This window comes from Rhodohalobacter barkolensis (assembly GCF_002834295.1).
GTDB lineage: Bacteria > Bacteroidota > Rhodothermia > Balneolales > Balneolaceae > Rhodohalobacter > Rhodohalobacter barkolensis.
Window position 1 is genome coordinate 453,356 of sequence record NZ_PISP01000003.1, and the last position, 25,666, is coordinate 479,021.

24 protein-coding genes and 1 tRNA gene are annotated in these 25,666 nt (G+C 43.1%); 16 read left to right on the forward strand and 9 right to left on the reverse strand.

Annotated elements, in window-relative coordinates; all coding sequences use genetic code 11:
* Window positions 1-8: 8 nt before the first annotated feature.
* Complete coding sequence (gene ileS / locus CWD77_RS11880; RefSeq protein WP_101073781.1) at window positions 9-3,179, reverse strand: isoleucine--tRNA ligase; 3,171 nt, start codon at window positions 3,177-3,179, stop codon at window positions 9-11.
* Between the two features lie 210 nt (window positions 3,180-3,389).
* On the opposite strand from ileS, the gene CWD77_RS11885 reads away from it, so the two are divergent.
* From CWD77_RS11885 to CWD77_RS11900, 4 genes are all read left to right on the forward strand, one after another.
* Window positions 3,390-4,373, forward strand: coding sequence for a hypothetical protein (locus CWD77_RS11885; protein WP_101073782.1), 984 nt, complete (start codon window positions 3,390-3,392; stop codon window positions 4,371-4,373).
* Window position 4,374: 1 nt separating this feature from the next.
* Entirely contained in the window at window positions 4,375-4,902 is a 528-nt protein-coding gene (locus CWD77_RS11890; RefSeq protein WP_101073783.1) for a hypothetical protein, read from the forward strand.
* A gap of 266 nt (window positions 4,903-5,168) precedes the next feature.
* The gene (locus tag CWD77_RS11895) at window positions 5,169-5,486 is read left to right on the forward strand and encodes a hypothetical protein (RefSeq protein ID WP_133120227.1); all 318 of its coding nucleotides are present in this window, start codon (window positions 5,169-5,171) and stop codon (window positions 5,484-5,486) included.
* Window positions 5,487-5,887: 401 nt separating this feature from the next.
* Window positions 5,888-6,400, forward strand: a complete 513-nt coding sequence (locus tag CWD77_RS11900) for a low molecular weight protein-tyrosine-phosphatase (protein WP_101073785.1) — start codon at window positions 5,888-5,890, stop codon at window positions 6,398-6,400.
* Between the two features lie 937 nt (window positions 6,401-7,337).
* Here CWD77_RS11900 and CWD77_RS11910 read toward each other — a convergent pair.
* From CWD77_RS11910 to CWD77_RS11920, 3 genes are read right to left on the reverse strand one after another with little or no spacing between them, the layout of a single operon-like run.
* Entirely contained in the window at window positions 7,338-7,688 is a 351-nt protein-coding gene (locus tag CWD77_RS11910) for a hypothetical protein (RefSeq protein WP_101073787.1), read from the reverse strand.
* 2 nt (window positions 7,689-7,690) lie between these two features.
* Complete coding sequence (locus tag CWD77_RS11915; protein WP_101073788.1) at window positions 7,691-8,245, reverse strand: RNA polymerase sigma factor; 555 nt, start codon at window positions 8,243-8,245, stop codon at window positions 7,691-7,693.
* Between the two features lie 7 nt (window positions 8,246-8,252).
* On the reverse strand, window positions 8,253-8,588 hold the full coding sequence (locus CWD77_RS11920) for a DUF6249 domain-containing protein (RefSeq protein WP_101073789.1): 336 nt from the start codon (window positions 8,586-8,588) through the stop codon (window positions 8,253-8,255).
* Between the two features lie 1,105 nt (window positions 8,589-9,693).
* Between CWD77_RS11920 and CWD77_RS11930 the strand changes: the two genes are divergently transcribed.
* The 6 genes from CWD77_RS11930 (at window position 9,694) to CWD77_RS11955 (ending at window position 15,847) form a co-directional block, all read left to right on the forward strand.
* Entirely contained in the window at window positions 9,694-10,554 is an 861-nt protein-coding gene (locus tag CWD77_RS11930) for a fructosamine kinase family protein (RefSeq protein ID WP_101073791.1), read from the forward strand.
* Between the two features lie 64 nt (window positions 10,555-10,618).
* Entirely contained in the window at window positions 10,619-11,176 is a 558-nt protein-coding gene (locus CWD77_RS11935; protein ID WP_101073792.1) for a peroxidase-related enzyme, read from the forward strand.
* A 9-nt stretch (window positions 11,177-11,185) separates the two neighbouring features.
* Window positions 11,186-11,944, forward strand: a complete 759-nt coding sequence (locus tag CWD77_RS11940) for a helical backbone metal receptor (protein WP_240596807.1) — start codon at window positions 11,186-11,188, stop codon at window positions 11,942-11,944.
* A gap of 47 nt (window positions 11,945-11,991) precedes the next feature.
* Window positions 11,992-13,689: a tetratricopeptide repeat protein gene (locus CWD77_RS11945; RefSeq protein WP_101073794.1), complete on the forward strand. Its 1,698-nt coding sequence runs from the start codon at window positions 11,992-11,994 to the stop codon at window positions 13,687-13,689.
* A 65-nt stretch (window positions 13,690-13,754) separates the two neighbouring features.
* Window positions 13,755-14,513: a DUF4292 domain-containing protein gene (locus CWD77_RS11950; RefSeq protein ID WP_133120228.1), complete on the forward strand. Its 759-nt coding sequence runs from the start codon at window positions 13,755-13,757 to the stop codon at window positions 14,511-14,513.
* Window positions 14,510-15,847 (forward strand): murein hydrolase activator EnvC family protein, encoded by a 1,338-nt coding sequence (locus CWD77_RS11955; protein ID WP_101073796.1) that lies wholly within the window; start codon window positions 14,510-14,512, stop codon window positions 15,845-15,847. Before CWD77_RS11950 ends, CWD77_RS11955 begins: the two co-directional genes overlap by 4 nt.
* A gap of 18 nt (window positions 15,848-15,865) precedes the next feature.
* Here the strand turns inward: CWD77_RS11955 and CWD77_RS11960 are convergent, their stop codons facing one another.
* On the reverse strand, window positions 15,866-16,354 hold the full coding sequence (locus tag CWD77_RS11960) for a YajQ family cyclic di-GMP-binding protein (RefSeq protein ID WP_101073797.1): 489 nt from the start codon (window positions 16,352-16,354) through the stop codon (window positions 15,866-15,868).
* 210 nt (window positions 16,355-16,564) lie between these two features.
* On the opposite strand from CWD77_RS11960, the gene CWD77_RS11965 reads away from it, so the two are divergent.
* The 4 genes from CWD77_RS11965 to CWD77_RS11980 all read left to right on the forward strand — a co-directional run bounded on the left by CWD77_RS11965 (window position 16,565) and on the right by CWD77_RS11980 (window position 20,498).
* Window positions 16,565-18,040, forward strand: coding sequence for a hypothetical protein (locus CWD77_RS11965; protein WP_101073798.1), 1,476 nt, complete (start codon window positions 16,565-16,567; stop codon window positions 18,038-18,040).
* 438 nt (window positions 18,041-18,478) lie between these two features.
* Complete coding sequence (locus CWD77_RS15815; protein ID WP_101073799.1) at window positions 18,479-18,703, forward strand: GIY-YIG nuclease family protein; 225 nt, start codon at window positions 18,479-18,481, stop codon at window positions 18,701-18,703.
* 51 nt (window positions 18,704-18,754) lie between these two features.
* Window positions 18,755-18,828, forward strand: a tRNA-Pro gene (locus CWD77_RS11975).
* Window positions 18,829-19,175: 347 nt separating this feature from the next.
* The gene (locus CWD77_RS11980; RefSeq protein ID WP_101073800.1) at window positions 19,176-20,498 is read left to right on the forward strand and encodes a M24 family metallopeptidase; all 1,323 of its coding nucleotides are present in this window, start codon (window positions 19,176-19,178) and stop codon (window positions 20,496-20,498) included.
* 220 nt (window positions 20,499-20,718) lie between these two features.
* Here the strand turns inward: CWD77_RS11980 and CWD77_RS11985 are convergent, their stop codons facing one another.
* The 4 genes from CWD77_RS11985 to CWD77_RS12000 form a co-directional block, all read right to left on the reverse strand.
* Window positions 20,719-21,630 (reverse strand): universal stress protein, encoded by a 912-nt coding sequence (locus CWD77_RS11985; RefSeq protein ID WP_101073801.1) that lies wholly within the window; start codon window positions 21,628-21,630, stop codon window positions 20,719-20,721.
* A 122-nt stretch (window positions 21,631-21,752) separates the two neighbouring features.
* Entirely contained in the window at window positions 21,753-22,598 is an 846-nt protein-coding gene (locus CWD77_RS11990; protein WP_101073802.1) for an HTD2 family dehydratase, read from the reverse strand.
* Window positions 22,595-23,722, reverse strand: coding sequence for a CaiB/BaiF CoA transferase family protein (locus CWD77_RS11995; RefSeq protein WP_101073803.1), 1,128 nt, complete (start codon window positions 23,720-23,722; stop codon window positions 22,595-22,597). Before CWD77_RS11995 ends, CWD77_RS11990 begins: the two co-directional genes overlap by 4 nt.
* 77 nt (window positions 23,723-23,799) lie before the next feature.
* A complete protein-coding gene (locus tag CWD77_RS12000; RefSeq protein WP_133120229.1) occupies window positions 23,800-24,177 on the reverse strand; it encodes a hypothetical protein in 378 nt (125 codons plus the stop codon).
* A gap of 134 nt (window positions 24,178-24,311) precedes the next feature.
* Between CWD77_RS12000 and CWD77_RS12005 the strand changes: the two genes are divergently transcribed.
* Together CWD77_RS12005 and tnpA are read left to right on the forward strand one after the other, a co-directional pair.
* On the forward strand, window positions 24,312-24,983 hold the full coding sequence (locus tag CWD77_RS12005) for a hypothetical protein (protein WP_165779145.1): 672 nt from the start codon (window positions 24,312-24,314) through the stop codon (window positions 24,981-24,983).
* A 208-nt stretch (window positions 24,984-25,191) separates the two neighbouring features.
* Window positions 25,192-25,638, forward strand: coding sequence for an IS200/IS605 family transposase (gene tnpA, locus CWD77_RS12010; RefSeq protein WP_101073911.1), 447 nt, complete (start codon window positions 25,192-25,194; stop codon window positions 25,636-25,638).
* The last annotated feature ends 28 nt before the right edge of the window (window positions 25,639-25,666 follow it).

Genomic DNA, 25,666 nt, shown 5'->3' on the forward strand with positions numbered 1-25,666 from the left:
GCTGATGATTATTTGTTAGTAATTCTTCGTATCGAAATTTCACAATCCCGGTCTTCGATATCCCAGGATTTTACAAAATCAGATACTTTTAGTGGTTCAGGGGTAATCTCTCCGGCCAGTGTCTCCGACATGATGGTATTGCGGTTTGCTTCCACCGCTTCTTCGATCTCCTTGTTTCCGGAAAATCCAATCACAATTCGATCGGTCACATCAAAGTCAGCCTCTTTACGCATGTTCTGAATTCGGTTCACAAACTCTCGGGAAAGTCCCTCTTTCTGAAGTTCCGGTGTGATATCCGTGTCAACGGCAACGGTTATGCCATCTTCGGTTTCTACCGACCATCCCTTCAAACCGGATCGTTGAATTTCGATCTCTCCGGATGATATACGTACCGTATCGCCATCTTCCAGATCCAGCTCAATTACACCTTCCGTCTCGAATTCAGATATTTCATCTGTAGATAAATTCTGAATTCTCGCAGCCACCGGCTTCATCTTTTTACCGAGTCGCTTCCCTAAAACTGGGAAGTTCGGCTTGGCCGATTTGCTGACGATTCCAGAGTCATCATCCACAAACTCAATATTCTTAACGTTTACCTCATCTAATATAATATCTTTTACAGCTTCAACCACAGCTCTTTCTTCTTTATCTATCGGAAGAATGATTTTTGAGAGCGGCTGGCGCACGTTAATATCGATCTGATTCCGTACGCGAAGCACAATCGAGCTTACGGTTCGTGCAATATCCATGCGGCGCTCGAGCTGTTTGTCAATAGCGGTCTCCTCAACGGTTGGATAGAATGAGATGTGAACCGACTGTTCGTCCTGTCCGGTTACTTCATTCAATCTCTGATAGAGCCATTCACCCAGATACGGAGCAGTGGGGCTGACAATCTTCGCCAGGCTGACCAGACACTCATACAAAGTCTGATAAGCGGCTGTTTTATCCAGGCTCTTGCCCTCTTTCCAGAAACGGCGCCGGTTCCGGCGAACGTACCAGTTACTTAATTCCTCCACAAACCGCTCCACTTCACGGGCGGCTTTGGTCGGTTCGTACTCATCCAAAAATTCATCAACCGATTTAACGGTTGTATTGAGCCTGGAAATGACCCATCGGTCCATCTCCGTTCTCTCCGATTTTGGCAGCGGTGATCCGGAGTAGGTAAATCCGTCGATGTTCGCATACATCGCAAAGAATGAGTAGGTGTTTACAATGGTATTAAAAAACTTACGCTGTGTCTCCTGCAAACCCTCTTCGCTGAACTTGAGATTCTCCCACGGAGAGGAGTTGCTCATCATATACCAGCGAACGGTGTCGGCTCCATACTTCTGAATCACTTCAAACGGATCCACAGAATTCCCTTTCGACTTACTCATCTTCTCGCCGTTGGCGTCGAGCACCAGTCCGTTGGATACTACATTTTTATATGCAGGCTTATCAAACAGCATGGTAGCCAGCGCGTGAAGCGTATAGAACCAACCGCGTGTCTGATCCACACCTTCGGCAATAAAATCGGCCGGGAAGTTGGTCTTGAATTTGTCCTTGTTCTCAAACGGGTAGTGCCACTGAGCCCACGGCATCGAACCGGAATCGAACCAGACATCCAGCAGATCTGGAATTCGCCTCATGGTTCCGCCATCAGGGCCTTCCCATGTAAATTCATCAATGTGCGGACGGTGAAGATCGATCTCCACATCTTCGGAAATTCCCGCTTTTTTGCGAAGCTCCTCTACGCTGCCCACACACTCAATGTGTTCCGGATTTTTATCGCTCACCCAGAGAGGAATCGGTGTTCCCCAATAGCGCTGCCGCGAAACGGCCCAGTCCACATTGTTTTCGAGCCAGGTGCCAAAACGTCCGGTTCCGGTACTCTCCGGCTTCCAGTTAATATCTTTGTTCAGTTCCACCATTTTATCCTTCACGGCGGTGGTTCTGATAAACCACGACTCCACCGGGTACGACATCAGCGGGGTACCTTTGCGCCAGTCAAACGGATAGTTATGCACGTACACGTCATGGTGATACATCCGGTTCTTCTCCTTAATGGCGCGGTTAATCTCTTTGTCGGCGTCCTTGAACCACTGCCCTTCAAAATCGGGGACCTGCTCGGTAAATCGCCCCTCTTCATTAATTGGGTTGAACATCGGAATTCCCGCATCCTGGCACGTGGTATAGTCATCTGCACCAAATGCAGGGGCTGTATGAACCACACCGGTACCATCTTCTGTTGTTACGTAATCCGCCTCGATGACTCTCCAGGCATCCTCTTTTTCAAACTCTTTGAGAGCATAATCAAAAATCGGCTTGTAAGTCCAGCCGATCAGGTCTGATCCTTTATAGCTCTCTACAATTTCGTAGTCGTGGTTCAGGGCATCTTCCAGGCAGTCTTTGGCCAGAATGTAAAATTCAGTTTGGTCGCCCTCACTCACTTTCACCTTTACATACTCCAGTTTCGGGTTCACGGCCAGCGCCATATTGGAGATGATGGTCCACGGAGTTGTGGTCCAGGCAAGGAAGAAAACATTTTCATCGGCATCCAGCGGGAATTTCACGTAGATCGAAGGATCCTGCGTCTCCTTATATCCCAGGCTAACCTCGTGCGAAGAGAGCACGGTTCCGCTGCCCGGCGAATACCACTGAATTTTATATCCCTGATACACCAGTCCTTTATCATAGAGCTGCTTAAATGCCCACCAGACCGATTCGATATAGTCGTTCTCGAACGTCACATAGGGATCATCCAGATCCACCCAGTAAGCCATTCGGTTGGTCAGCTCGTCCCAGAGATCTTTATATTTAAGGACACTCTCTCGGCATTTGGCGTTATACTCTGCCATGCCGTACTCCTCAACCTGAGCGCGCCCCTCGAGCCCCAGCTCTTTCTCAATTTCAATCTCTACCGGGAGTCCGTGCGTATCCCATCCGCCTTTGCGGTCTACCCTAAAACCCTTCAGCGTTTTGTAGCGGCAGAACAGATCCTTCACGGTTCTTGCCATTACGTGGTGAATACCCGGTTTTCCGTTAGCAGTGGGAGGTCCTTCATAGAACGTGAACGGAATCCCATCCTCTCTGGAGGTCAGACTTTTCTTAAAAATCTTATTCTCTTTCCACCAATTCAGGATCTCCACTTCCGCTTTTGGGTAAGCGAGCTGTTTAACTTCGTCGAATTTTTTAGCCATATTGAACGACATCGTTCATTCTGTGAAAATTTTATAAGCACTAAATATACGAAAAGGTTTGCAATGAATATACCATTCACTGCATCCTAATTTATTCCCCGGATTACATCAGCGGGTGAATATATAGGGAGAGACGGAGAAAGTCAGGTTAAAGTTTTGTGAGGGGAGTAGGAACAGATCTGTTAAAGATTCATTAATTTCAGCAAGGAATTGTATGAAATTGATTTAAAATCTGCAGAATTGGGTTCAGCCGCTTCCTGTCGCATGGTGAAAACACTAACGGAAATTACTTTTATGAATCAATTATTGAAGTTGTTAAATAGATGGAAAACCACCTCAGGTATGTTACTCCTTTTAACAATATTCTTCAGCTCAATTATTGATTTCAACGTCAACGATCCAGAAGAAATGATTCTTGGAAAATGGTATGCAGAGAATGACTCAACATACATTTGGGAGTTTAATGAAGGTAGTCAACATTTCACCTATTCAGATGATGAATTGGTAAGTGAAAGAGCTTGGCAAATCGTGGATGAATGCGAGGGAGAAACTGCTGACAATGAAGAAGATTTTGCAATGTTAGAAATAAGTCGTGGTCAGAATGTGCCAAATCAGTGCTACGTAGTCCAAGGACTGAATGGGGTTCTAACACTGCTGGCAATACCTCAGGGGCGGCTTTTAATTTTTGATCGGGAAAACTGGACTGATAATTATGCTACTGAAAAAGCAACCGCTCATCAGGATACGATTCATACAGGCTATCAAGTATTTGAACCGATAATGCCAGAACTTAGGGACAAAACCATCCCACTTCGCTTGCCATCCTTTTTGGATGCCGATGAATTGACTGAGCCTCAGCAACTTTATGCACTCGTTGATGATACACCTGCAAACCGCTATTCGATTCAAATTTCAGTTCTGCCTGAATGTAACTGGAATAACTTTTGCATTGTTGGAGCAGTTCATGGAGAAGACGTTGAGGAAGAACAGCAGCCTGAAAACAGCCAAAAAGTATCTTTAAGGAAAAATATTGAAGGGTATTTTATAGAATCTGTCTGTAATGCTTTCTGCAATAGAGCCAAACTGATTTGGTTTGAAAACAATATTAAATATACTGTCGAACAAAAAGCAGCGCCAAAACAGACAATGATTTGGATTGCAAATTCTGCAATAGAAAGTTCGATAGGGAGTTAAAATGGTTCATCTTCTGAAAACTCTGTTTATTATACTAATCTCGATATCTTCAGGTCTCGCACTAGCCCAAGATGCTGTAAACATCATTCCGTGCGACGACTATGAAGCAATAAAATTCAACGGAAAAACCATAGAACAGTTAAATGCTACAAATGCAGAATCCCAAAATGTACAGCGCCTTTTAGGTAACTACAGTTCTGTAGAAGAGCTCAGTGAGAATAGAAGCAGATCGTTTAACTATGTAGATTTCCGAATAGGTTTTACCTATGACATCCAAACATATGTTACACGAATTACCATAACCAGCAACCAGTGGCCAGTCGTTATCCAGGGCAATACTGTAAAAGTCGGGGATACAATTGACAGTCTTAAGCAGGCTTTCGGGAATGATCTTATTATCGGTGAATCTCAATATGTATCGTATTCTTTTATAGCATTTAGATGTACTGAAAAGGATACTGGAGTGATTTTAGAAATAGATCCCAACACAAATACTATAACAGAAATTGTATACTTTGTGAGTCCTTAGATTCAACTTAATAAGTCCTTTTTGGCTGAAGTTTACAAACAGCAATTTTGGATTAGAATAATCGCAGAATACTCATCAACTCATTCGATAGTCAATTTCATTGACTGTTTATCCATATCATTCATTTGTCGGAAAACAGCTTTTCACGTCACTTTACAATCTTACTCTCAAGACTTGGCCTAAAAATGAAATCATCTATATGAGCACTGGAGAATATGTTTAAACCTGTGTTATCAGTACTGTTATTTCTTATCGGAAATCTCATTTTGACCTCCTCTAATAAATCAGATGAAATAGTTGGAACATGGGTGGCAGAAGGAAGCTCATTTGAAAATCGGTGGGTATATCATGCGGAAAATACACTTACCACTTATTATAAAAACAACGTATATAAAACCTACAACTGGTCAATCCGAGAAGTTTCTACTCCTTCTGGATTAACTAAACGTGAATTGGTGCTGATCAATATTGAAAATCCTGATGATCAGAAAAATTATATAATCGATACACAGACTGAAAAAAGACTTATCCTTGTATATAATATTGGTGTAGGACTTTCAATGAGTACGTATATACGGAAGTAATGATACTTTAGCAGGTATCATCTCTCACTAGTAACCTGAGTCGAAAGACCGGAACTGGAAGTGATCTCATAAATTGAAGAATGCATAGGCGACGACGGCGGTGGCGGTTAGGACTTACACTGACCTATACCTCCTGCTCCACCGAAAGATCCATCTGATCCTAATCCGTGGGAACCCATTGTACCCGGCGGTTCATCCGACCCTTTCGAATCGTGCGATCCGGGTGAAGACCCCGATGATGACGAAAAGCTCTGCCCGCTGGGCCAGATTGATGACGGGTTTGGGAATTGTATTGAGGAGGAGAAAAAGACGGAGAAAGTCAGGTTAAAGTTTTGTTTAAAATATTGAGTCAAGACCTTATAATTGAGTCTGAATTATAAAGAACATCATCTATTCTAATTATGCCTGATTCAAACCGCATCACCAAAGAAAATCCATACAAAATCGTATTCGTCTGTCTCGGTAATATCTGCCGCAGCCCGACCGCCGAGGGTGTGATGCAGCACTTGGTGAACGAGCGCGGTCTTCAGTCCTATTTCTATATCGATTCGGCCGGGACGTCCGCCTACCACATCGGGGAGCCTGCCAACAGCAAGGCACAAAAAGTGGCAAATGAGCGAGGGTTTGAGCTCAAATCCAGAGCCCGGCGATTTGAATCCGAAGACCTGTACGAATTTGACCTGATTCTAGCGATGGACCGGGAGAACTACCAAAACATTCTGGCTTTAGACGGTAACGGCAGCTATTCCGACAAGGTTAAATTAATGCGCGAGTTCGACCCGAAAGCCGGTAACAACGCCGAAGTGCCCGACCCCTACTACGGCGGTATGGACGGATTCAACAATGTGTTTGATATGGTTCAACGAAGCTGCGAAAACCTACTCGACGAGCTGGAAGAACGGATAGAGAAATAACCACGCCCCGAATTGCCCGGTTCGGGTGATGAATACTCTATAAGGTGGCTATTTTCAAAACTTATTTTGCTGGGAACCGCCTCATCATTGATTAACGCTTCAAGCAACTCCCTCTGTTCGACGGCGGATAGGTTTCAGGCTAAATATCTACCCATGTTTCATCCCGATGGGATGATGGACTCATAACATTAAAGAGATGGTATTTTAAAACGTGCCGTGAATCGCCCGACTCGGGGTTGAGATATAATCTGATAATACATTTAAATTTATATCGCCTCATCTTTGAATAGCGTCTCAAGAAAGTCTTTCTGTTCGGCAACTATATATGGTTAAAGCTATTCTCTACCCATGTTTAATCCATGCGAGATGAATGGTGGTGGCTGAGACATGGTATCTATATAAGGAGCACTCTTCTGGTTTTTGGTTTACAATATTACGTAAAGATTGCTCCCCTCCTTGCGGCGTTCTTTTGCGGCGGAGGGGCAGGGGGGTGGGTCGCCCCTACAGGGCTTTTCATTATTTTATCCTTGAGATACCCACCATTGAAATGGTGGGCTAAAATGTGAACTCATGGCTACGCCATTTGTAGAGTATATAAGATCAAATAATGCATAAATAAGCTGAGAATAGACAGACTATAAATCCTAAACCCCGTAGGGGTGAAACACTCATAGCCCGGGGTTTCAACCCCGGGTTAGAAATGTACCTCAAAATTGATTCCGCCGAACAGAGAGCGTTGTTCGAAGTTTATGGAATTTTGAGGCGGTTATACTCAGCGTTGATAGATATGGTATTTTTATAAGTCTCTCTTTATAGCTATTTAGTTACAGGCTTGAAGAGTAAAAATACCATGCCTGATTAACATAAAAATCAAAGAGATAGGCGCCCCGTTGCACAGGTTGTAGCTCAGAGCATCAAACTTTCCTTCAATCCAATACTAAAATTTCATGATATTTTTCCGGGTCATACTCATAAGCTTTTCGAAATGTGTCAATACAAATAGAATAAACCCAACCTGGAAAACCAACAAGATTGTATCTGTGTATTTTGGTGAAACCTGAAATTCCATCTGCGGAATCAAGCTCATCAGAACAATGCCACTGACTATGCCAACGATAAAAAAGAACCATGAAAAGGCCACTCCTCTTTGATAATCTTCCTGAATTGCCTTTTTTTCCAACTCAAGGCGTTCAATATTCAGCATCACGTCATCTTCAATATCGGGAAAAGGTAAATTCTCCTCTCCGTGCGATAACAACTCTTTAAACAGTTTATCCTCTTCCGTCATCACTACACCTCTTCCGGTTTCAGGTTGAAATTTTTGGATAGTTTTTCTCTCATGTTATTCCTTGCTCTGTGTAAAATTACCTTTGTATTTGAATTGCTCCAGCCGGTTATTTCGCAAACTTCTTTGATGCTGTACTCATACAGATAAAATAACCTCAGAGCGAGGCTTTCATCAGGCTTCATCGCTTTTAAAACGGTTTGAATACAGTGCCTCTTGTGTTGATCGTCTATAGCTTGGTGTACTGAATTATTTGAACCATCAATATGCTGTTCTTCATTGAAGGGATGGTTTCTATCCGGTTTTCGGCTGCGCAACAGCTGATAAGATTCATTGACAACTATTCGATGAAACCAGGTATTAAATGCAGCCTCTTTTCTAAACTCAGCAAGACCTTCATATGCATTAATAAAAGATTTTTGAACCACCTCTTTTGCCGCATACTCCTCCTTCACGATCGATATCGCCAGGTTATAAGCATCCTCCTTATACTCCCTGATGATAAATCGAAAGGCCTCTTTGTCACCATTTAAAACTCGTTCTATGTAACGATCCGGCATTAATCAGTTATCCGTTATCCTTTTTGCCTACATAATGTGCAATAATCATCCCGATCCCACCAAACAGTAACATCATAATTGGAGGAAATTCACGAAAATCTGTCATTTCATTTATTGTGATTCCAATAATCAGACCAACTGCTATTGCTGTTATCAAAATGCCGACCTTTAGCCACGGAAAGCGGAATGAGAAACTCCAGCCATTTTTTTGTTCAGGTACTTCCTGTCCTTTTTCAATCAGCAACATACGCTCTTTTTCACGCGATTTATGGGAAAAATACCAAGCCAGAAAACCGGCGGTTAAGAATGCCAGAAAAATGATCGTAAATACAATTTGGTTCATAATATTTGTTGCTCTTGGTTCTAGTTACGGTTCAACTGTTTGATGCACAAACCTCTCAAAAGGTTACAAATAAATTGAAATTTTTGATGTACAGAATGTAAAAGTGGCTCGCCCCTTCAGGGCTTTCGATTTTTTATCTCTAGCAGACCCACCATTAAAATGGTGGGCTAAAATGTATGGCCATGGCTACGCCATTTTTGTTAAAACGATTTGACCTCACACCGTTCTGCTGCTTTCCACTTAATTGAAGCAGTACAAATCCACGATTTAAGCCAAAAAATCACCAATCTTGCAAACATCTTTTCAAATAATCGGTGGTAATTCAATCTCAAACCCCGTAGGGGTGTCCCAAACATAGCCCGGGGTTTCAACCCCGGGGAAGAATGCAGACCAAAATTAATACCGCCGAACAAAGAGAGTTGCTTGAAGTATTTAGCAGCTTTGAGGCGGTTATACTCAACATTGGTAGACATGGTATTTTTTTGAATGAGTATAGTTTTTTAATCGTATCCCAGTCTTAGCGTGGTTTAAAACTTTGGCAGGTTCTGTAAGCAAAAATACTATGTCTGATTTACTTCAAAATTTGATGTTCATTCTTCAACAATCCATTGCCGCACCTAAATATTAGTTTCGCCCCTTCAGGGCTTTCATTTTACTTTACTGATTCATACCCACCATTGAAATGGTGGGCTATAATGTATGGCCATTGCTACGCCATTCTTCCTGTATAGACAAATAAATTTTACTACCGTGATCAACTCACCACGCCAAACTCTGTGGACAACTCGCCCCCAACCCCGTAGGGGTGAAACACTCATAGCCCGGGGTTTCAACCCCGGGTAAAGATTTACAGCAACATTTTTACCGCCGAACAAAGAGAGTTGCTCGAAGTATTTGCAGTTTTGAGGCGGTTTTGCGCTGTGCAAAAGACATGCTATTCTTTTAAAACATCCGCTTTTCTCTTTATCTATACCTTATAATCGATTGTTTAATTTGGCAGGTCCTGTGAATAAAAATACCATGTCTGATTTGATTTATATTCAACGGGTCAAGCGAACTATTGTACAAACTCAGATACATCCCGCATAACGAACACTTTCAATTAATGATCCCAACAGAACTTTCAACACATCTTACGGAAACTCTTGATCTAGAAATAAAAGATACTCAACCCCTATCCGGGGGAAGTATCAATCAAGCCGTGAAACTCTCCACGAACAAGGGTGATTATTTTTTAAAATGGAACCGTTCGGCGCCGGATGACTTTTTTGAAAAGGAAGCGGACGGATTGAAACGTTTAAGGGATGCCAAATCAAATCTCCAGGTTCCCAACGTTATTTCAACCGGAAAACCGGAACCCGGCCGACCGGGATATCTGCTGATGGAATTCATCGAGAAAGGCCGTACAGGAAACTCCTTCGAATTTGGGCAAAAACTGGCTAAGCTCCATCAAACCAAGGCTGAACAATTTGGCCTGGAAATGGATAACTACATCGGGAGCCTTCCGCAGAGCAATCGTCAATGCAACGACTGGACAGAGTTTTTCACCCAGGAACGCATTGATCCACAGATAAAAATGGCGGTCGATTCAGGCAAAATGGATGCAGGCATCAACCAAAACTGGAATCGGCTTTCATCGAAACTCAACGACATTTTCCCGGCAACAACCCCTTCACTCCTGCACGGCGACCTTTGGGGCGGAAACTACCTGTTTGACTCCTCCGGAAACGCTGTAATGATCGATCCTGCCGTCTACTACGGTCACCCGGAGATGGATCTCTCCTTCACCAAAATGTTTGGAGGTTTTTCTGCCGAGTTTTACAGCGGCTATGAATCGGAATCTCCGCTCGAGCCAGGATTTTCTGAACGCGTCCCCATTTATAATCTCTACCCACTGTTGGTACACGTAAACCTTTTCGGGGGGCATTACACCTCTCAGTTCAAATCTATCCTTAAAAATTATTAGCATCTGGGTCACAGATTCGTAATTTGGCAACATCAAATAGATTACAAAACAAACCGATCGCTCAATGCCTCACATTAAAACCTTTTCTTACGATGAAGCCGATTCTGAACTGAAAGAAGTGTATGATGACATCATCAAATCGCGGGGAAAGCTGGCCGAAGTCCACAAAATTCAAGGCCTGAATCCGGAAGCGCTGGTCGCTCACATGGACCTTTATATGACAACCATGTTCGGAAAATCACCGCTCAAAAGATATCAGCGGGAGATGATGGCTGTGGTCGTATCGGCAGCAAACCGATGTGAATACTGCATTCATCATCACGAGCAGGCACTGCTGGCATATTGGAAAGAAGAGGAGAAAACGAAATTACTCAGATTTAACAGGGCTGAATTGGATTTACCGGTAAAGGATCGCCTTCTATGCAATCTGGCCGAATATTTAACAATGAATGAGGGTCCCGACTACTCTCAGTATATAACACAACTCAAGGATGCCGGGTTCGAAGACCGGGCTATTCTGGATGCTGTTCAGATCATTGCCTATTTCAACTTTGTAAATCGGATGGTTCTGGGGCTCGGGGTTGAATTTGATGCGGATGAGATGAAGGGATACAATTACTAACGAATCGTTTTGAGCACAACGTTTGCCATGAATCCACCACAAAAAATTGTTAGCCTTGTTCCATCACTTACGGAGCTCCTGTTCGATCTGGGTTTGGGGAAGCAGGTAATCGGCCGAACGCGGTTTTGTATTCATCCGGAAGGAAAAGTGAATCAAGCTGAAATCATGGGAGGTACCAAGAATCCCCGGCTGGATAAAATTCAGGAAGCACAGCCCGATTTGATCATCGCCAACAAAGAGGAGAACCGGAAAAAAGATATCGAGAAGCTGCAATCTGATTTTGAGGTGATGGTAACCGATATCAACACCATCGAAGATGCGCTGCTTACCATTCACGAGATTGGAAAACGGTGCGGTGCAGAAGAGGCTGCCGAAGAACTAACCTCTGCAATCCGAAAAGAGTATGATAATGTACCCAATGAACCGCTGCTCTCCGTTGCTTATTTGATCTGGCGCGAACCGTGGATGACCATCGGCAGCGACACGTATATCCACTCAGTTCTGAGGCGATGGAAACTGGAAAATGTGTTTGGAGATCAGACGAGATACCCGAAAACCTCGCTGGATGAAATAAAAAATAAACAGCCGGATATTATCCTGCTCAGCAGTGAGCCTTATCCGTTTAAGGAAAAACACCTCAAAGAAATAGAGCAAAATTGTCCCGACTGCCGGGTGCTGCTTGTTGACGGAGAATGGTTTAGCTGGTACGGTTCGCGCATGCTCCCCTCGTTCAGAAAACTGAATTCGTTTCGAAAAGCGATCAGCTAAACGCTTATATATTATCACACTTCTCTTTTCGTTATCTTAGTTTCGATATGATTAAATCTACGTTTACTGCTACGTTTATTATTTTTGTTCTGGCATCAGGAGGGGTGTCGGCTCAAACCTCATCCGATCTGACCGCGGAAGAGCGTGCTGAGGCTATGGAGTATTTCATCCAGGGGGTTACCGATTTTGAAAATGAGGAGTACGAAAGTGCACTCGACAACCTGACCGCTGCTCAGCTGAAACTGTCTGAAGATCCCGGAATAAACTACGCCCTGTCTGATGTATACCTGATGATGGGTGATTTCAACAACGCCTCCTACTATGCACAAATCGCTGCCAACAGTGAACCGGAGAATCGCTGGTATCAGCTGCAGCTGGCAGAAATCTATCGGCAGGCAGGCCGCTATGAGGCGATTATCGATGTGTTTGATACTGTTCTGGAATATCATCCCGATGATGCGGATGTTCTCTACTTGAAATCGCAGGCGTATGTAGAGTTTGGGGAACTGGAGAAATCAAACGAGACCCTTGATCGATTGATTGAAATTCGTGGAAGTGAGTTTGAGCTACATCTAAGAAAATTCCAGAATTTCAATGCCATGCAGCAACGAGACAAAGCTCTTGAGCAGCTGGAAATCATGCGTGACCTGAACCCCGGAAATATCTCCACTCTCCATACAATTAGTCAGCACTACATGGAATTGGGCGATCTTGAATCCGCTCGAGAAACACTCCTGGATGCCAAAAATCGAAACCCAAGAGATCCTCAAACGCTTATACTCCTGGCAGAAATATTTATTGAAAATGAGGAGTGGGAAAACCTCGGGGAGACATTCATCACCCTACTGGAAGATCCCCTGCTCTACCCCACTCAAAAGATGGAGCTGGTTCGGTTTCTGTACATGCAGCATCAGCAACGGCCTAATGAGCAGCTTCTTACCGAGCAAACATCTGAAGCAATTACGGCCTTCAGCAGAAGTGAACCTGAATTTGGTCCGGCACAACTCATTGCCTCCGAGTTTTTCATTCAGCAAAACAATCTGGAGCTTGCTCTTGAGACTTTGGAACGGGCCGCCGAAGTTACCCCCGAAGAACCTGATGTTTGGAGTCAGCGTTTACAGGTTCTGTTCTCACTGGGCCGATATAATGAAGTCATTGCCCTTTCTGAAGAAGCCATGGAGATTGCATCCAACAACGCGTACGTTCACTTTTTTACAGGTGCATCTTACATGCTGACCGATCAATATGAATCAGCCGCTGAAGTTTTGGACCGGGCAACCGCGCTGCCGGCTCAACGAAATTTCAGGTCCGTAATCTATGGAACACTTGGGGATGTACAGCAAGAATTGGACGAGTGGAGTTCGGCCGTTGACGCCTACAATATGGCTCTGAGACTCGACCCAAATAATCACAATGCCCTCAATAATTATGCATATTTCCTTTCTGTTCGGGGAGAACGGCTGGCCGATGCATTGGAAATGGCCGAAAAAGCGATCTCTATTGAACCGGAAAACGCCGCATATCTGGATACCATCGGGTGGATCCATTTTAACCTTGGGAACTACGATGAGGCGAAAACGTATATAGAAAGAGCCATTGATACCGGAGATGCCGGTGCCGAAGTGTATGAACATCTTGGTGATGTATTCCGTGAACTTGGCGATATGGAACAGGCAAAGTCATGGTGGGCAAAAGCACTTGAAATGGAACCGGCTCGAGATTATCTGAAAGAAAGGATTGATTAATCGATTTTTTCGAACCACTTTATGCCGTATTACGTGATATCATCTGGAAAACAATCGATCATCTGATGCAAAGTCTATTGAAACCCCTACTTATCGGGATTACAACGCTACTTCTTCTGTCTGCCTGCAGCAGCTCGGAACGGCTTATATCCATCGAAGATATGGAGCGTTCAGATATCTCTCCCGAACAGCTGGTTGAACGAATACCGGATTATCGCGAAGATCTCAAAACACTTTCAGGTAACGGACGGGCCATAGTCAGCGAACCGGGCGGCAGTGATCGTGTAACCCTTCAGTTCCGGTCAGATCGAGAAAAGAGCCTGATTACTATCAGAACAAGTGTGGGTATTGAAGGCGGACAAATATTGGTTGATACAGATTCCCTTTTGATTTATAACCGCGTGGATAAATACGCAGAAAAGGTATCCCTGAATCAGAGTAACCTGACAAGTATAGGTTCATTAGCCTCATTGAATATGCTCGATATGTTTAGCTTTACTTTTCAGCCGGACGATATTCGCGGTATTTATGAAGATGAAACCCATTTTGTGGCTGTTTTGGATGACCGGTCACAAGTTACCATTTTAAAATCTGATGGATTTATTCAAAAGGTCACCCAATCGGGTGCAGATGCCGCCTACAGCCAAATTGATTATGAAGGTTACGCACAAATTGAGGATTTTTATCTGCCGCGGAAAATCACCATTTTAAGCAACGATGGTGACTCTAAAGCTACTTTTTTAGTTCAGCGCCTGGAAGTAAATACAACTTTACTTCCCATGGAGATCTCCATTCCTGAAAACATCCCAATTTACAGGATATGACGTTTCGACTACCAACCTACTTATTTCTTTTTCTTACACTCTGTTTTGGGGTTGATGTGCTATTTGCCCAGGATTCTTCCTATGAAGAGCAGCGCAATCAAGTGGTTCAGCAGCAAAATTCAACCCGCAGCCAGATCGAAACCCTGCAGGAACAGATCGACAACTACAGCGAACGGCTAGGGTATGCCACCGAGCGATATGATCAAATGTTTCAGCAGTATCAGGAGATGGAACGGTTAATTGCGCTACAGCAGGAGAACATCCGCCAAATGACCCGGGAACAGGAGCAGATAACGGAAGAGATTCAGCTCATCGAGCAAAATATCAACCGCCTACAGGAAGAGCTCCGCACTTTGATTGAGGAGTATAAAGAGACCCTCACTTTTCTCTATAAAAACGGACGTACGACAGAAGTTGCCCTGCTGCTCAGTTCCGGATCTTTCAACCAGCTTTTAATACGATCGTACTATCTCGGCAAATTTGATGAATATCAGTCGGCTCAGGCAGATCGGATAAAAGAAACGCAAGAGGAGTATGAAGAGTCGATCGTTGATTTAGAAGAGACCCGGGAGCGAAATCAAGAAGCTCTGGCGTCGATACGTGAAGAGACCGATCAGCTTCAGCAGCGACGAGAAATGCAGGAAAGAAATGTTCAGTTACTTCGCCGAGACCGGGATAATCTACAGGAGCAGCTGGAAATTCATCAGCGGCAGCTTGCAGAATTGACGGAAGTGCTTGAAAATTTAGTAGCCGAAGAGGAGCGGATTCAGCGTGAAGAGGAAGAACGCCGCCGCCGACTCGCGGAAGCTTCAGAAATTGAAGATGACGATGAGCGCCGGGCAGCAGAAGAGCGCTATTCCCGGCCAATACTTCGCGAAAGCGGGATTAGCAACGAAGAGCTCCTTGCATACGAAAACAGCTTTGAAGAGAATCGTGGCGAGCTTCCATGGCCTGTAGACAATGGGACGATTACGCAAAAATTTGGTATCCGTACTCATCCGGTGTTCAATACCCAAACCAATTTCCCGGGTATTGAGATTGCAGCCGTTCCCGGTTCAACCGTTAGGGCCGTGAATGACGGATATGTATTTGGCATTCAGAATTTCCTCGGTTTTGGCGATGTTGTATTGGTTCATCACGGCACCTATAAAACCATGTATGGAAACATGAGTGAAGTTTTTGTCCGAAAAAATCAGGTCCTTCAAAAAGGTGATGTAGTCGGACTTTCCGGAGATGAAAATTCTGCAAACGGAGAAGTTATCATCTTTATGATTGCAGAGGGCAGCGAATATATTGATCCCCAGCAGTGGCTGCAGTCTACTCCTGTTCCCTGATACCCGATTTTTTTGAGTTTACTTCAGATTTACAAACTGAAGCGGAATCCCGAAGTTTTTACTCTTCAGATACTGAATCACTTCCTGCAGATCGTCAATCTTTTTCCCTGAAACCCTCACCTGATCATCCTGAATGGCCGGCTGAACTTTTAGCTTCAGCCCTTTAATCTCTTTCACAATTTTTTTCGCCGTCTCACGGTCAATGCCTTCTTTAATGGTAGCACTCATCTTAACGTACCCCTGAGACGTCCCCTCTTCGCGTCCAAACTCTAAAGCCTTCGGTTCCAGTCCTCTTTTTATAAAGTGCTTAATCAGCATCTCTTTTACAGCTTTCAATTTCATCCCTTCTGCAGCCACCAGGTCGATTCGATTCTCCTTCTTATCAAAATTCACTTCGGTGTGAAGTCCCTTAAAATCGTACCGTGAAGTAACTTCCTTTAAGGTATTATTCACGGCATTATCCACTTCCTGGGCATTTATTTGGTTTACTATATCAAACGAGGCCATTTAAATAAATTTATTAATCAGATTATCGTGTCTTAAACTATTCAGTTTTGAATATATCATTATAATCATTTCACTCAGAATAATATTGAATTAAATTATACAACTCATACTCATTTTCTATCAATCAAATATATCGAGTTTCCATTAATTTTACGTATTTTATCAATTAATAATAAGGTACGTACGTGTTCGGTATAACTAACTCTCTCTATGAAAATTTGGGTGTTTATATTTTTATTGGTCCAATCTGTTTCTGAATTGGATTCAGATGAGCATTATGCTGACATCTATTTTCAGTTAAATGAAAACACTCAAAACACCAACTCTTCTGTTACCCTGCATCCCGACACCGGTGATCTCTACATCTACTACCAAAACCCGGGCTATCTGATACGATTTACCGAAAACAGTGAAGTTGACACACTAGCTACTCTTGAGTTCGAATCAAATTTTGGTCAAGTACTTGATGTCCATCCGGAGGATAAAAACCTACTTTTTTGGGATTCTGGGGTTGGCCGGGTTCACTCTTTTGACTTGAACGAGCGCAGCCTTGAACGGCTGGATGAATCACACAATCACATGAACCAATTCGGTCATGCCGCCACATTGGGAGAGGACGGAACCATCTATGCAATGGGGGGTTACGGATACTGGACATTTAAAAATTTACTGATCGAGTATATCCATGAAGAGCAGCAGTGGGAATTGGTCAGCATACCTGATCCAAACTTAGTGCCAAAAAATAATCTGGGATTATTATTGCACCACGATGATACCTTCACCTATTTCACAATGCCACTTGACCAAACAGTTGGTCACAACTTGGTATATACTTTCAAGCCTGCAGAGAATCGATGGGAATATAATGAAACAGTCACCTCACTTTTATCGCAGCGTACCATAGATGTAGAACGTTCTGCTTCGTATTACAGACAAACCAGTACACAAGCTGTGGATAGAGAGAAACATTTATTTGGGTTTTTAAATAATGCAAGCTCACAAAATGATCTGGCCTATATTCTTAATTACCGGGATAATGAAATGTACGAACTCGATTTGTCCCAGTTCAGCATCTATGATGCAAAAAACATTTTTTACTCCTCAAAACAGGACCGCTGGGTCATTCTGGGGCATCCATTCTCTACTAACCGAAGAGATCACCTGATTGTAAAAACGATTCCGTTTAACCCGGACCACCCTGCATTTACAAGGATTGAAGCAGAACAGGAATTTGAACTTGTAAGCATGGTTATACTTGGTGGATTTGGCGGACTATTTGTATTGCTGCTCGGATGGCTGGCTTATAAAACGATCACAACAACTGAAGCCGGAACATCTCCACATTCTAAAAATGTAACGATTTCTAAAAATGACAACTCTGAAATAGAAATCTATTTTGAGGGTGAACGGTTCAACTACTCAGGAGATATTTATTTAACCCGATTCATAGAGGTTATTTATGACATGAAAATAAACGGAATCTCGGAGATGTTGATATCAGATCTTGATCAGAAGTTATTCTCTGAAAACACCCACGCATCATACATGTCAAGAACCCGAAAAAAACTCATTCAGGTCATAAACCAGGAGAGTAACATAAATCTTATAGAAGAAAGAAAGAGTCAAACCGATAAACGGGTAAAAGTTATTTACTTGAATTTGGATAAAATAAAAATCATCCCTTAGAGCCTCTAAAGGGCAATTAGTCAACTATCTGTCAACTAATAGTCAACAGAAAGTATTGTATTCTGGCCAAATCAATTGGTATTATATAAGTCGTTTCAGTACACAACCATATCTAACAGTTAGTGCTGCTTGAGATTTTTGAACACCTTGAGAACTAACAACAAGTACGAACACATACTTGATTGACCACACAATGGCTGACCCTGTTGTGTGGTTTTTTATTTCCACTTACTGCATATATGACAAGCGCCATTTTGAGTACCCCCACCTCTCGCAATAATTTTTTTATACCTCTTTTATCTGACGATTTAAAAACGTCTTAATCAACGAAGATCGAGTTAACCGGAAATGAGTGTGACGTATTATGCAATAGCAGAAGTGAAGTCGGAAATTTGGAGCTGAAAATCAATAAACGTGGAGCAAAACGATTTTTAAACGATCAGCAATTCAGCGCAAAGATATTATACCGGTTCGTGTGATAACGTAGACAGGCGCCTTCAAAGACACAACGAATCAAGAGTGTCATCTACGAAATATGGAGTCCCTTGGGAGTTGGTGTGGTATAAGAAATGTGATAATAGAAGCGAAGCCAGAAAGCTGGAGCTGATAATTAAAAAACGCGGAGCAAAGCGGTTTTTAAGCGATCAGAATTCTTCACAGTAATTTCCCATTGTATTTAGCCTCATTTACTCCTAATTTTCGCCTCTATTAAATCGGGACGTGGCTCAGTTCGGTAGAGCACTCGGCTGGGGGTCGAGGGGTCGCAGGTTCAAATCCTGTCGTCCCGACTATTACTAAGCTCATTGCACATCGCAGTGGGCTTTCTTTTTTTCCTTCACTTCATCCAATATACTTCTGTGTTTTCTCTTTGAGGAGGTATTAATTATAACACTCGGTTCTGTTCATTCGAGTATCCCGACTTCAACTTGTTATAATTTAGAGGGCCGCAGGTTTCCCGAGCCATTCGGGATCGTACTGACATTTATAATAGCCTTTAATTCAATGCAGTGAGCTTTTATTGAATATGATTCTATACTATGATTTTTAATCATACCCCCCCATCCGGTAAAAAGAATCCCTGCCGTATTTGAAATAAATTTATCATATTGGTGAAATTTCAATTCAGGCCCAACTTATGATTCGAACCGGATTACTCTTTCTTACTTCAGCATTAATTCTCATCTCCTGCACGTCAAGCAATCAACAAACAGCAGACAATCCGTTCGACGGGCCCAGCCCCTGGCCGGATATCCGCAAGGAACGTGTTCAAACCCTGCTGCCTCAGGCTATGCAACGGGCTGAAGTTGATACCTGGATGATCTTATGCAGATCAAACAACAACGATCCGCTGGCCCGGCACATCGGATGTGAAAATGCTGTAGCTCCTGCAGTTTTTATTTTTGAGTTGGAAGGAGATGATATTCGCTCAACTGTATTTACACCTCCGGGCGAAGCCACGGCCTTGCGGGAAGTTGCTCTTCATGATAGCATTTCTGTTGTAGATCGAAGCCCCGGCGCAATGGTTGAAGCTGCGGATTACATCAATAGTAATCACCGTGGACGACTGGCTATGAATTTTAGTGAAACGAACGAAATAGCTGACGGTTTAAGCTATTCACAGTATCAAAGTTTTACAGATCTGCTGATTCAGCCGGTTATTAATCAAATTGTCTCTTCAGAAGAGTTGGTGTTTGAATGGCTCTCCGTAAAATCTCCGGACGAAATTGACATTCTACGCAAAGCCGCCGAACTGACGGCACAATGGGAGGTTGAAGCTTACCGGCGGGTTATTCCAAACCAAACAACCGATAAGGATGTAGCAGATTTTTTAAAAGCTAAAATGCGGGAGTATGGCGTGACCGATGCATGGATGCCCGACCAGAACCCCGCAGTTAATTCAGGACCGGACCGCGGACACGCTCATCCAACAGATAAGATTATTCGGCCGGGCGATGTCATCCAAATCGACTTTGGAATCAAAGTTTATGATATGTGGGTGACCGACATTCAGCGTTTTGCATATGTTCTTCAACCTGATGAAAGTGAGCCCCCGGCTGACATTCAGAAGTACTGGGATGTGGCAAGAGACGCCAACCGTATGGTACTGGAAGTGATGCAGCCCGGAATTACCGGATTAGAGGTGGATCGCGTTCAAAGAAACTGGCTTGCAGAAAATGGATCGATGAATGTAATGTGGAATACCGGTCATCCGGTGGGATATGTTGCTCATGATGTGGGTCCCAGTCTGGGTGGAGCACAAGAGGGTCGCGATCCAAGTTCAACGGCTTACGAACCTCTCCGCGTTGGAAATGTTTTTGCCTATGACGGTTTTTACATGTGGGAAATTGAGGGCGGAACAAAAACGATTTCTGTTGAAGAGATGGCCGTTGTTACAGAAACCGGTGCAGAATATTTGACCGAGCCGCAGGAAGAATTGATTTTGATCTCTTCGGATTAATATTAAATCGGTGCTTCGGTCATTCGTCCATCATTATTCGTCGATCGTACTGAAATGAATGACGAATCACCGAACGACCGAACTACGATGGACGATTCTGACACGAATAAGACATGGTATTTTTATAAGTCTCCCAACCAAAGATTTAAAGAACAGCAGGCTTAAAGACTACATAATAAACTGGAAACCAAACAGAAATACCATGTCTATCCAATTCCCATTACCCTCTCTCGGCAGGAACCAAAAGAATTGGAATTTTACTCTGTCGGGTTACCTGATTACTCACCCCACCGATAAAAAACCGTTCCACAAATCCTTTACCCTGGCTACCCATAATCAACATGGTAGCTTTGTTATCTTCGGCCGCTGAAATGATCTCTTTGGCCGGAGTCCCAAATGTTATGTAGATCTGAGCATTCTCGCGGGTATTTCCGGATAGCTGATCCCGCATTTCATCCAGGATCTGCTCTGTTTGTTTGGTCAACTCATCTCGACTAACCGGGTCTTTCAGGGCGATGGCGTGGTGACCCTGTACGTGAACCAACGAGAGTTTTTTAATCAGCCCCTCTTTATCCAGATTTTTAATCACTTCAAATGCACGATATGCATTTTCGGAAAAATCGGTCGGATGCAACACATGATCCAGTGATTTTTCATGAGCCATCTTGAGGACCAATTTTCGTTTCTCTACATCGTCATCATACCACTCCACTTCCATGTTGATCAGGTATACGGGCAACTCAGAACGGTGAAGAACTTCCGTTGCTGTGCTCCCCATCAGCATCTCCTGAACTTTACTGTGCCCCCGGTTTCCGATCACTACAAAATCTGCATCTCTCTCCTTTGCCGACTCCAAAATCTCTGTAGGCGGATAAAAGTGCACCCCGCTTCGAATATCGATTTCTACCGTAAGATCTTTGGCTTCCAGCTTCTTTTTATACTTTTCCAAAGCCTCACGATGCTCTTCGGTATTCACTTCTGTGCGCTTGGTGCTGTACGGAATCGGAACCACATTGACCAACGTCACTTTTTTCATGCCAAATTTTTTCAGATGAGGCACACAACTCACAATAAGGTCACTCGCTTCAGAAAGGTCAAGCGCTACAACTGCATGTTTAAATAGTATCGACATATCTTCTCCTTTTTATATTAAACTCTTCTATCTAATATCTCTGCCTTTAATGTATACAAAAGAACAGGTAACATGAATAGGGGATTCCTTGATTTGAAACGACTTAAGCAGATAATTTTTGTTTACCAATCGTAACCCCAGTCAATCTCTGCTTTCATGGCCAATTTCCCCTCCGGACCATGAATGCGGAGCGATGATTTGGTGTTATCCACACTTTTACCACAAATCGTTATCTGTTCGCCCAAATAGACCGGACCCAGATTTTCATATTGGATTTTCGAAATCACTTTGCCGTCAGCTTTCGATTTGAAAGCATCCAGCATCAGCAAAACCAAAAAAGGTGCATGTACAATTACATTCGGGTACCCCTCCATTTCCCGCGCATAATCCTGATCATAATGAATTCTGTGGCTATTAAACGTCAATGCCGAATAGCGAAACAGCTGAACGGAATCCGGTTTCGTCGATTTTCTCCAGTCCGGATCAATATCCAGTGGTTTTGTTCGAATCGGGTGAGCACCCTTTTCACTATCCTCTCTGTAAACCAGAGTCTGTTCTTCATCAATGGCCACGGCTCCACTTGAACTCACCTGGTGACGAATCGTTACAAAACAGAGGCGTCCTGTTTTACCGTCCTTCTCCTCAATTTTAGTAATCGTTGATTTTTTATCTGCCGGAATACCGGTCTTCAGAGGCTTTTTAAATTTAAGTGTGCCGCCGGCCCACATTCTTCGTGGAAGATCAATAGGTGGTAGAAAATCGCTGTTTCGCTCATGGCCGTTAATTCCTAAGTCAGCCTGAGGAATGGGCGGGTTAAAGTAGATCCAGTGACCACAAGGTGGAATTTCCAATCCTTCACCCACAGAATCCGGGCCGCCATTCATCAATGCTTCAAATTTCTGAAACTGTTCCGGTGCCATAGAGTCAGAAATATCAAACGTATTTCCAATCCATTCATTCACATTCATGATCCAAACTCCTTTCTAATTTTTTCATCGTGTTCGCCCAAAGCGGGTATGGGCCCAAACTCAGTAGAAAATCCAATAAACTGAGCCGGTCTGTCTGCCATTTTAATCAATTCCCCGTTCATCTCCACATCGGTCAGGCGAAGCTGCGGGTGTTCTGAAAACTGCCTGAGCGTGTTCAAGTTTGCAAACGCAATCTGATGCTTTTTCAGCAACTCTACAGTTTGCTGATGCGATAGCTGATCGATTCGGGATTGTATCAGCTCATTTAACTCCTCAACATGTTTCACACGATTGGAGTTTGAACTGAACTTCGGGTCTTCGAAATGAATCAAACCACTCAACACACCATCACAAAATCGTTTCCACTCCCGCTCATTTTGAATACCAACCATCACTTCCCGACCGTCTGATGTCTTGAACGGTCCATAAGGAGCAATTTCAGCATGAAAAACACCCTTTCGCTTGGGTGTTCTGCCGGCATATTTTTGATGAAACCACGGCACCATCATCCAATCGGCCATCGAATCGAACATAGAAAGCTTGATTGAAACTCCCTCTCCGGTTTGATCCCGATGCATCAACGCTTCCAAAATTGCTGAATAGGCGTGCATACCCGTACTAATATCAGCAATGGATATTCCAACTTTTGCACGCATGTCATCGTCCCCGGTCACATCAATCAAGCCTGATTCGGCCTGAACCAGATTATCATACGCTTTCATTTCGGAATACTCTCCCTCCTCTCCATAACCGCTGATATCACAGGTAATCAGTTTTGGATATTTTTCCCGCAGTGATTCACTCCCAAACCCCAGCTTCTTCATAGATCCGGGTTTCAGGTTTTGAATCAGTACATCCGCTTTTTTAACCAGATTTAGAAAGAGCTTTTTTCCTTCTTTCGATTTTAAATTGATCCGAACCGACTCCTTTCCGCGATTCACCCATGCAAAATAAGTGCTTTCACCGTTTACTGAATCATCATAATCCCTTGCAAAATCGCCCGACTCCCGTTCCACTTTAATTACACGCGCGCCGGCATCCGCCAGCCGACAACTTGCAAAAGGGGCTGATACTGCCTGCTCAACCGAGACAACCGTTACATTTTTAAGCGGCTGAAATTTCATGAAATTAAACTCTTCCTTTTCATTCAGATATAAAAAGAGCCGGATTCCTGAACAGAACCCGGCTTATTGGTCTTGAATTAATTTTCCTTTTTGGGACCTTCTCCCGGACCATTGCCATCCATTCCCTGTTGCTGTGATGGATCTACAAACTGTAATTGATTGCTCAATGAAGTTTGAAGTTCTTCAACATCATCTTCACTCAACACTTCGGAGATCTCTTTTACACCAACCTTTTGTAGAAGATTATATATCATCCGATTAAACAGCATTTGATGTGCTGCTGAGGAGAGCTGAACTAACTGCTCCTGAGGAACCTGAGCGCCGCTTAATTTGATCTTGTTGAAGATCGGCTCGAGCAGTTTTTCAATATTTTTGTTGAGCTGCTTTTCGAGCTCTTTGGCATCTTTATTCTCTTTACTGGTTACTTCCTTTCCTGATGGATCTACAATTTTCATAAAAGATTTTCTTCTGTTTAGGTTCTGTTTCTCATTATAACACAAAGGATAAGCATATCAATCCAAAATGGCGATTTTGATTCCTTATGTTAGAAAACCTCCAAGGTTTCCAAAACCTTGAAGGTTTTTTAGATTTGAAATCCATACTATCAAAAACTCTTAATCTGATTAACTGGCACATACCCAAAATGGAAAACGGCTTTCAGCATTATTTAGACCGGGCTTTACCACACATCCGCAAATGGTGGTTTTCGGTCATGTGCATCCCATTCTGCTGGGTTCTGGCAGAGCAGCAATGGATGGCGCTGGAGTGGGAGATCTCATTTGCATGGCAATATCCGTATCCCTTTTTTCTGTTTCCGTTTTTCTTCTTTATCGACTGGTTCCTTTTGATTGTACATGAGGCGGGCCATACCTTCTTCGGATTTTTTGGAAGCCGCTTTCTCACCATTTTAGGTGGAACCCTGTTACAAATATTACTCCCCTTTGTAATTTTTATCTACGGATGGTGGAACCGTCAGCACTTTGTTGCTCAGCTGGGACTGCTTCTCACCGCGTTCTCCTGGGTTGAATCCTCCGCCTATGCTGCTGATGCCGTTGCCCGTAGAATGCCTCTGATCGGAAACCTGCCCTCCTCCGCTCATGACTATTATAACATGTTCAGCATGAAGGGAGTACTTGCCAATCATATGACCTATGCCTGGGGAATGTATTGGGTTGGAATCATTACCATCATACTCTTTTTGATCTATCCGCTTTTAAAAAGAAAGCAGTACGATTACGTGGATCTTGAGATGGATCTATAAATTAAACCTCCAAGGGCTTCGGGATCAATATTAACAAACGAATAAAAGTTAAATGGGATAATATCTATCCTGAAAGGATAGTATATGAATAACCCTGGGTGACGCTTGCGAACCCAGGGTAAACAGCGAATATAAAATCACAACCCTGAAAGGGTTGAACTAAAATCACTGATCAGGCATATTAGTATTTAAAATAATGGAGGGATTTATGGGTACTTACTCACAATTACTATATCAAATAGTTTTTAGCACCAAAAACCGACAGCCGATTTTAAAAAAAGAAAACCGGAAAGAACTTTTTAAATATATCTGTGGCATTCTGAACAACAAAAATTGTCATCTATATCGTATAAACGGGGTATCAGATCATATTCACATTATTACTCATATTCACCCTACAGAGTCAGTTTCAGACATAGTTAAAGTTGTTAAGATTTCAAGCGGAAACTTTATAAAGAGTGAGAAACTGTTTACAGAATTTGAGGGGTGGCAAGATGGTTACGGCGCATTTACTTATAAAATTACCGCTCTTGATCGTTTAATTGAGTACGTAAAAAATCAGGAAAAACATCATAAAAATGTAAGCTATAAAGAAGAATTCATTTCTCTTTTAGAAGAGCATAAAATTAAGTTTGATGAGCGATATTTAATTTAAAATTTGTCATTAAACCCCTTCAGGGTTT

Coding starts and splice junctions, on each gene's coding strand:
- ileS (WP_101073781.1), bottom strand. CDS start 3,179: ATGGCTAAAAAATTCGACGAAGTTAAACAGCTCGCTTACCCAAAAGCG.
- CWD77_RS11890 (WP_101073783.1), top strand. CDS start 4,375: ATGGTTCATCTTCTGAAAACTCTGTTTATTATACTAATCTCGATATCT.
- CWD77_RS11900 (WP_101073785.1), top strand. CDS start 5,888: ATGCCTGATTCAAACCGCATCACCAAAGAAAATCCATACAAAATCGTA.
- CWD77_RS11910 (WP_101073787.1), bottom strand. CDS start 7,688: ATGACGGAAGAGGATAAACTGTTTAAAGAGTTGTTATCGCACGGAGAG.
- CWD77_RS11915 (WP_101073788.1), bottom strand. CDS start 8,245: ATGCCGGATCGTTACATAGAACGAGTTTTAAATGGTGACAAAGAGGCC.
- CWD77_RS11920 (WP_101073789.1), bottom strand. CDS start 8,588: ATGAACCAAATTGTATTTACGATCATTTTTCTGGCATTCTTAACCGCC.
- CWD77_RS11930 (WP_101073791.1), top strand. CDS start 9,694: ATGATCCCAACAGAACTTTCAACACATCTTACGGAAACTCTTGATCTA.
- CWD77_RS11935 (WP_101073792.1), top strand. CDS start 10,619: ATGCCTCACATTAAAACCTTTTCTTACGATGAAGCCGATTCTGAACTG.
- CWD77_RS11945 (WP_101073794.1), top strand. CDS start 11,992: ATGATTAAATCTACGTTTACTGCTACGTTTATTATTTTTGTTCTGGCA.
- CWD77_RS11950 (WP_133120228.1), top strand. CDS start 13,755: ATGCAAAGTCTATTGAAACCCCTACTTATCGGGATTACAACGCTACTT.
- CWD77_RS11955 (WP_101073796.1), top strand. CDS start 14,510: ATGACGTTTCGACTACCAACCTACTTATTTCTTTTTCTTACACTCTGT.
- CWD77_RS11960 (WP_101073797.1), bottom strand. CDS start 16,354: ATGGCCTCGTTTGATATAGTAAACCAAATAAATGCCCAGGAAGTGGAT.
- CWD77_RS11965 (WP_101073798.1), top strand. CDS start 16,565: ATGAAAATTTGGGTGTTTATATTTTTATTGGTCCAATCTGTTTCTGAA.
- CWD77_RS11980 (WP_101073800.1), top strand. CDS start 19,176: ATGATTCGAACCGGATTACTCTTTCTTACTTCAGCATTAATTCTCATC.
- CWD77_RS11985 (WP_101073801.1), bottom strand. CDS start 21,630: ATGTCGATACTATTTAAACATGCAGTTGTAGCGCTTGACCTTTCTGAA.
- CWD77_RS11990 (WP_101073802.1), bottom strand. CDS start 22,598: ATGAATGTGAATGAATGGATTGGAAATACGTTTGATATTTCTGACTCT.
- CWD77_RS11995 (WP_101073803.1), bottom strand. CDS start 23,722: ATGAAATTTCAGCCGCTTAAAAATGTAACGGTTGTCTCGGTTGAGCAG.
- CWD77_RS12000 (WP_133120229.1), bottom strand. CDS start 24,177: ATGAAAATTGTAGATCCATCAGGAAAGGAAGTAACCAGTAAAGAGAAT.
- tnpA (WP_101073911.1), top strand. CDS start 25,192: ATGGGTACTTACTCACAATTACTATATCAAATAGTTTTTAGCACCAAA.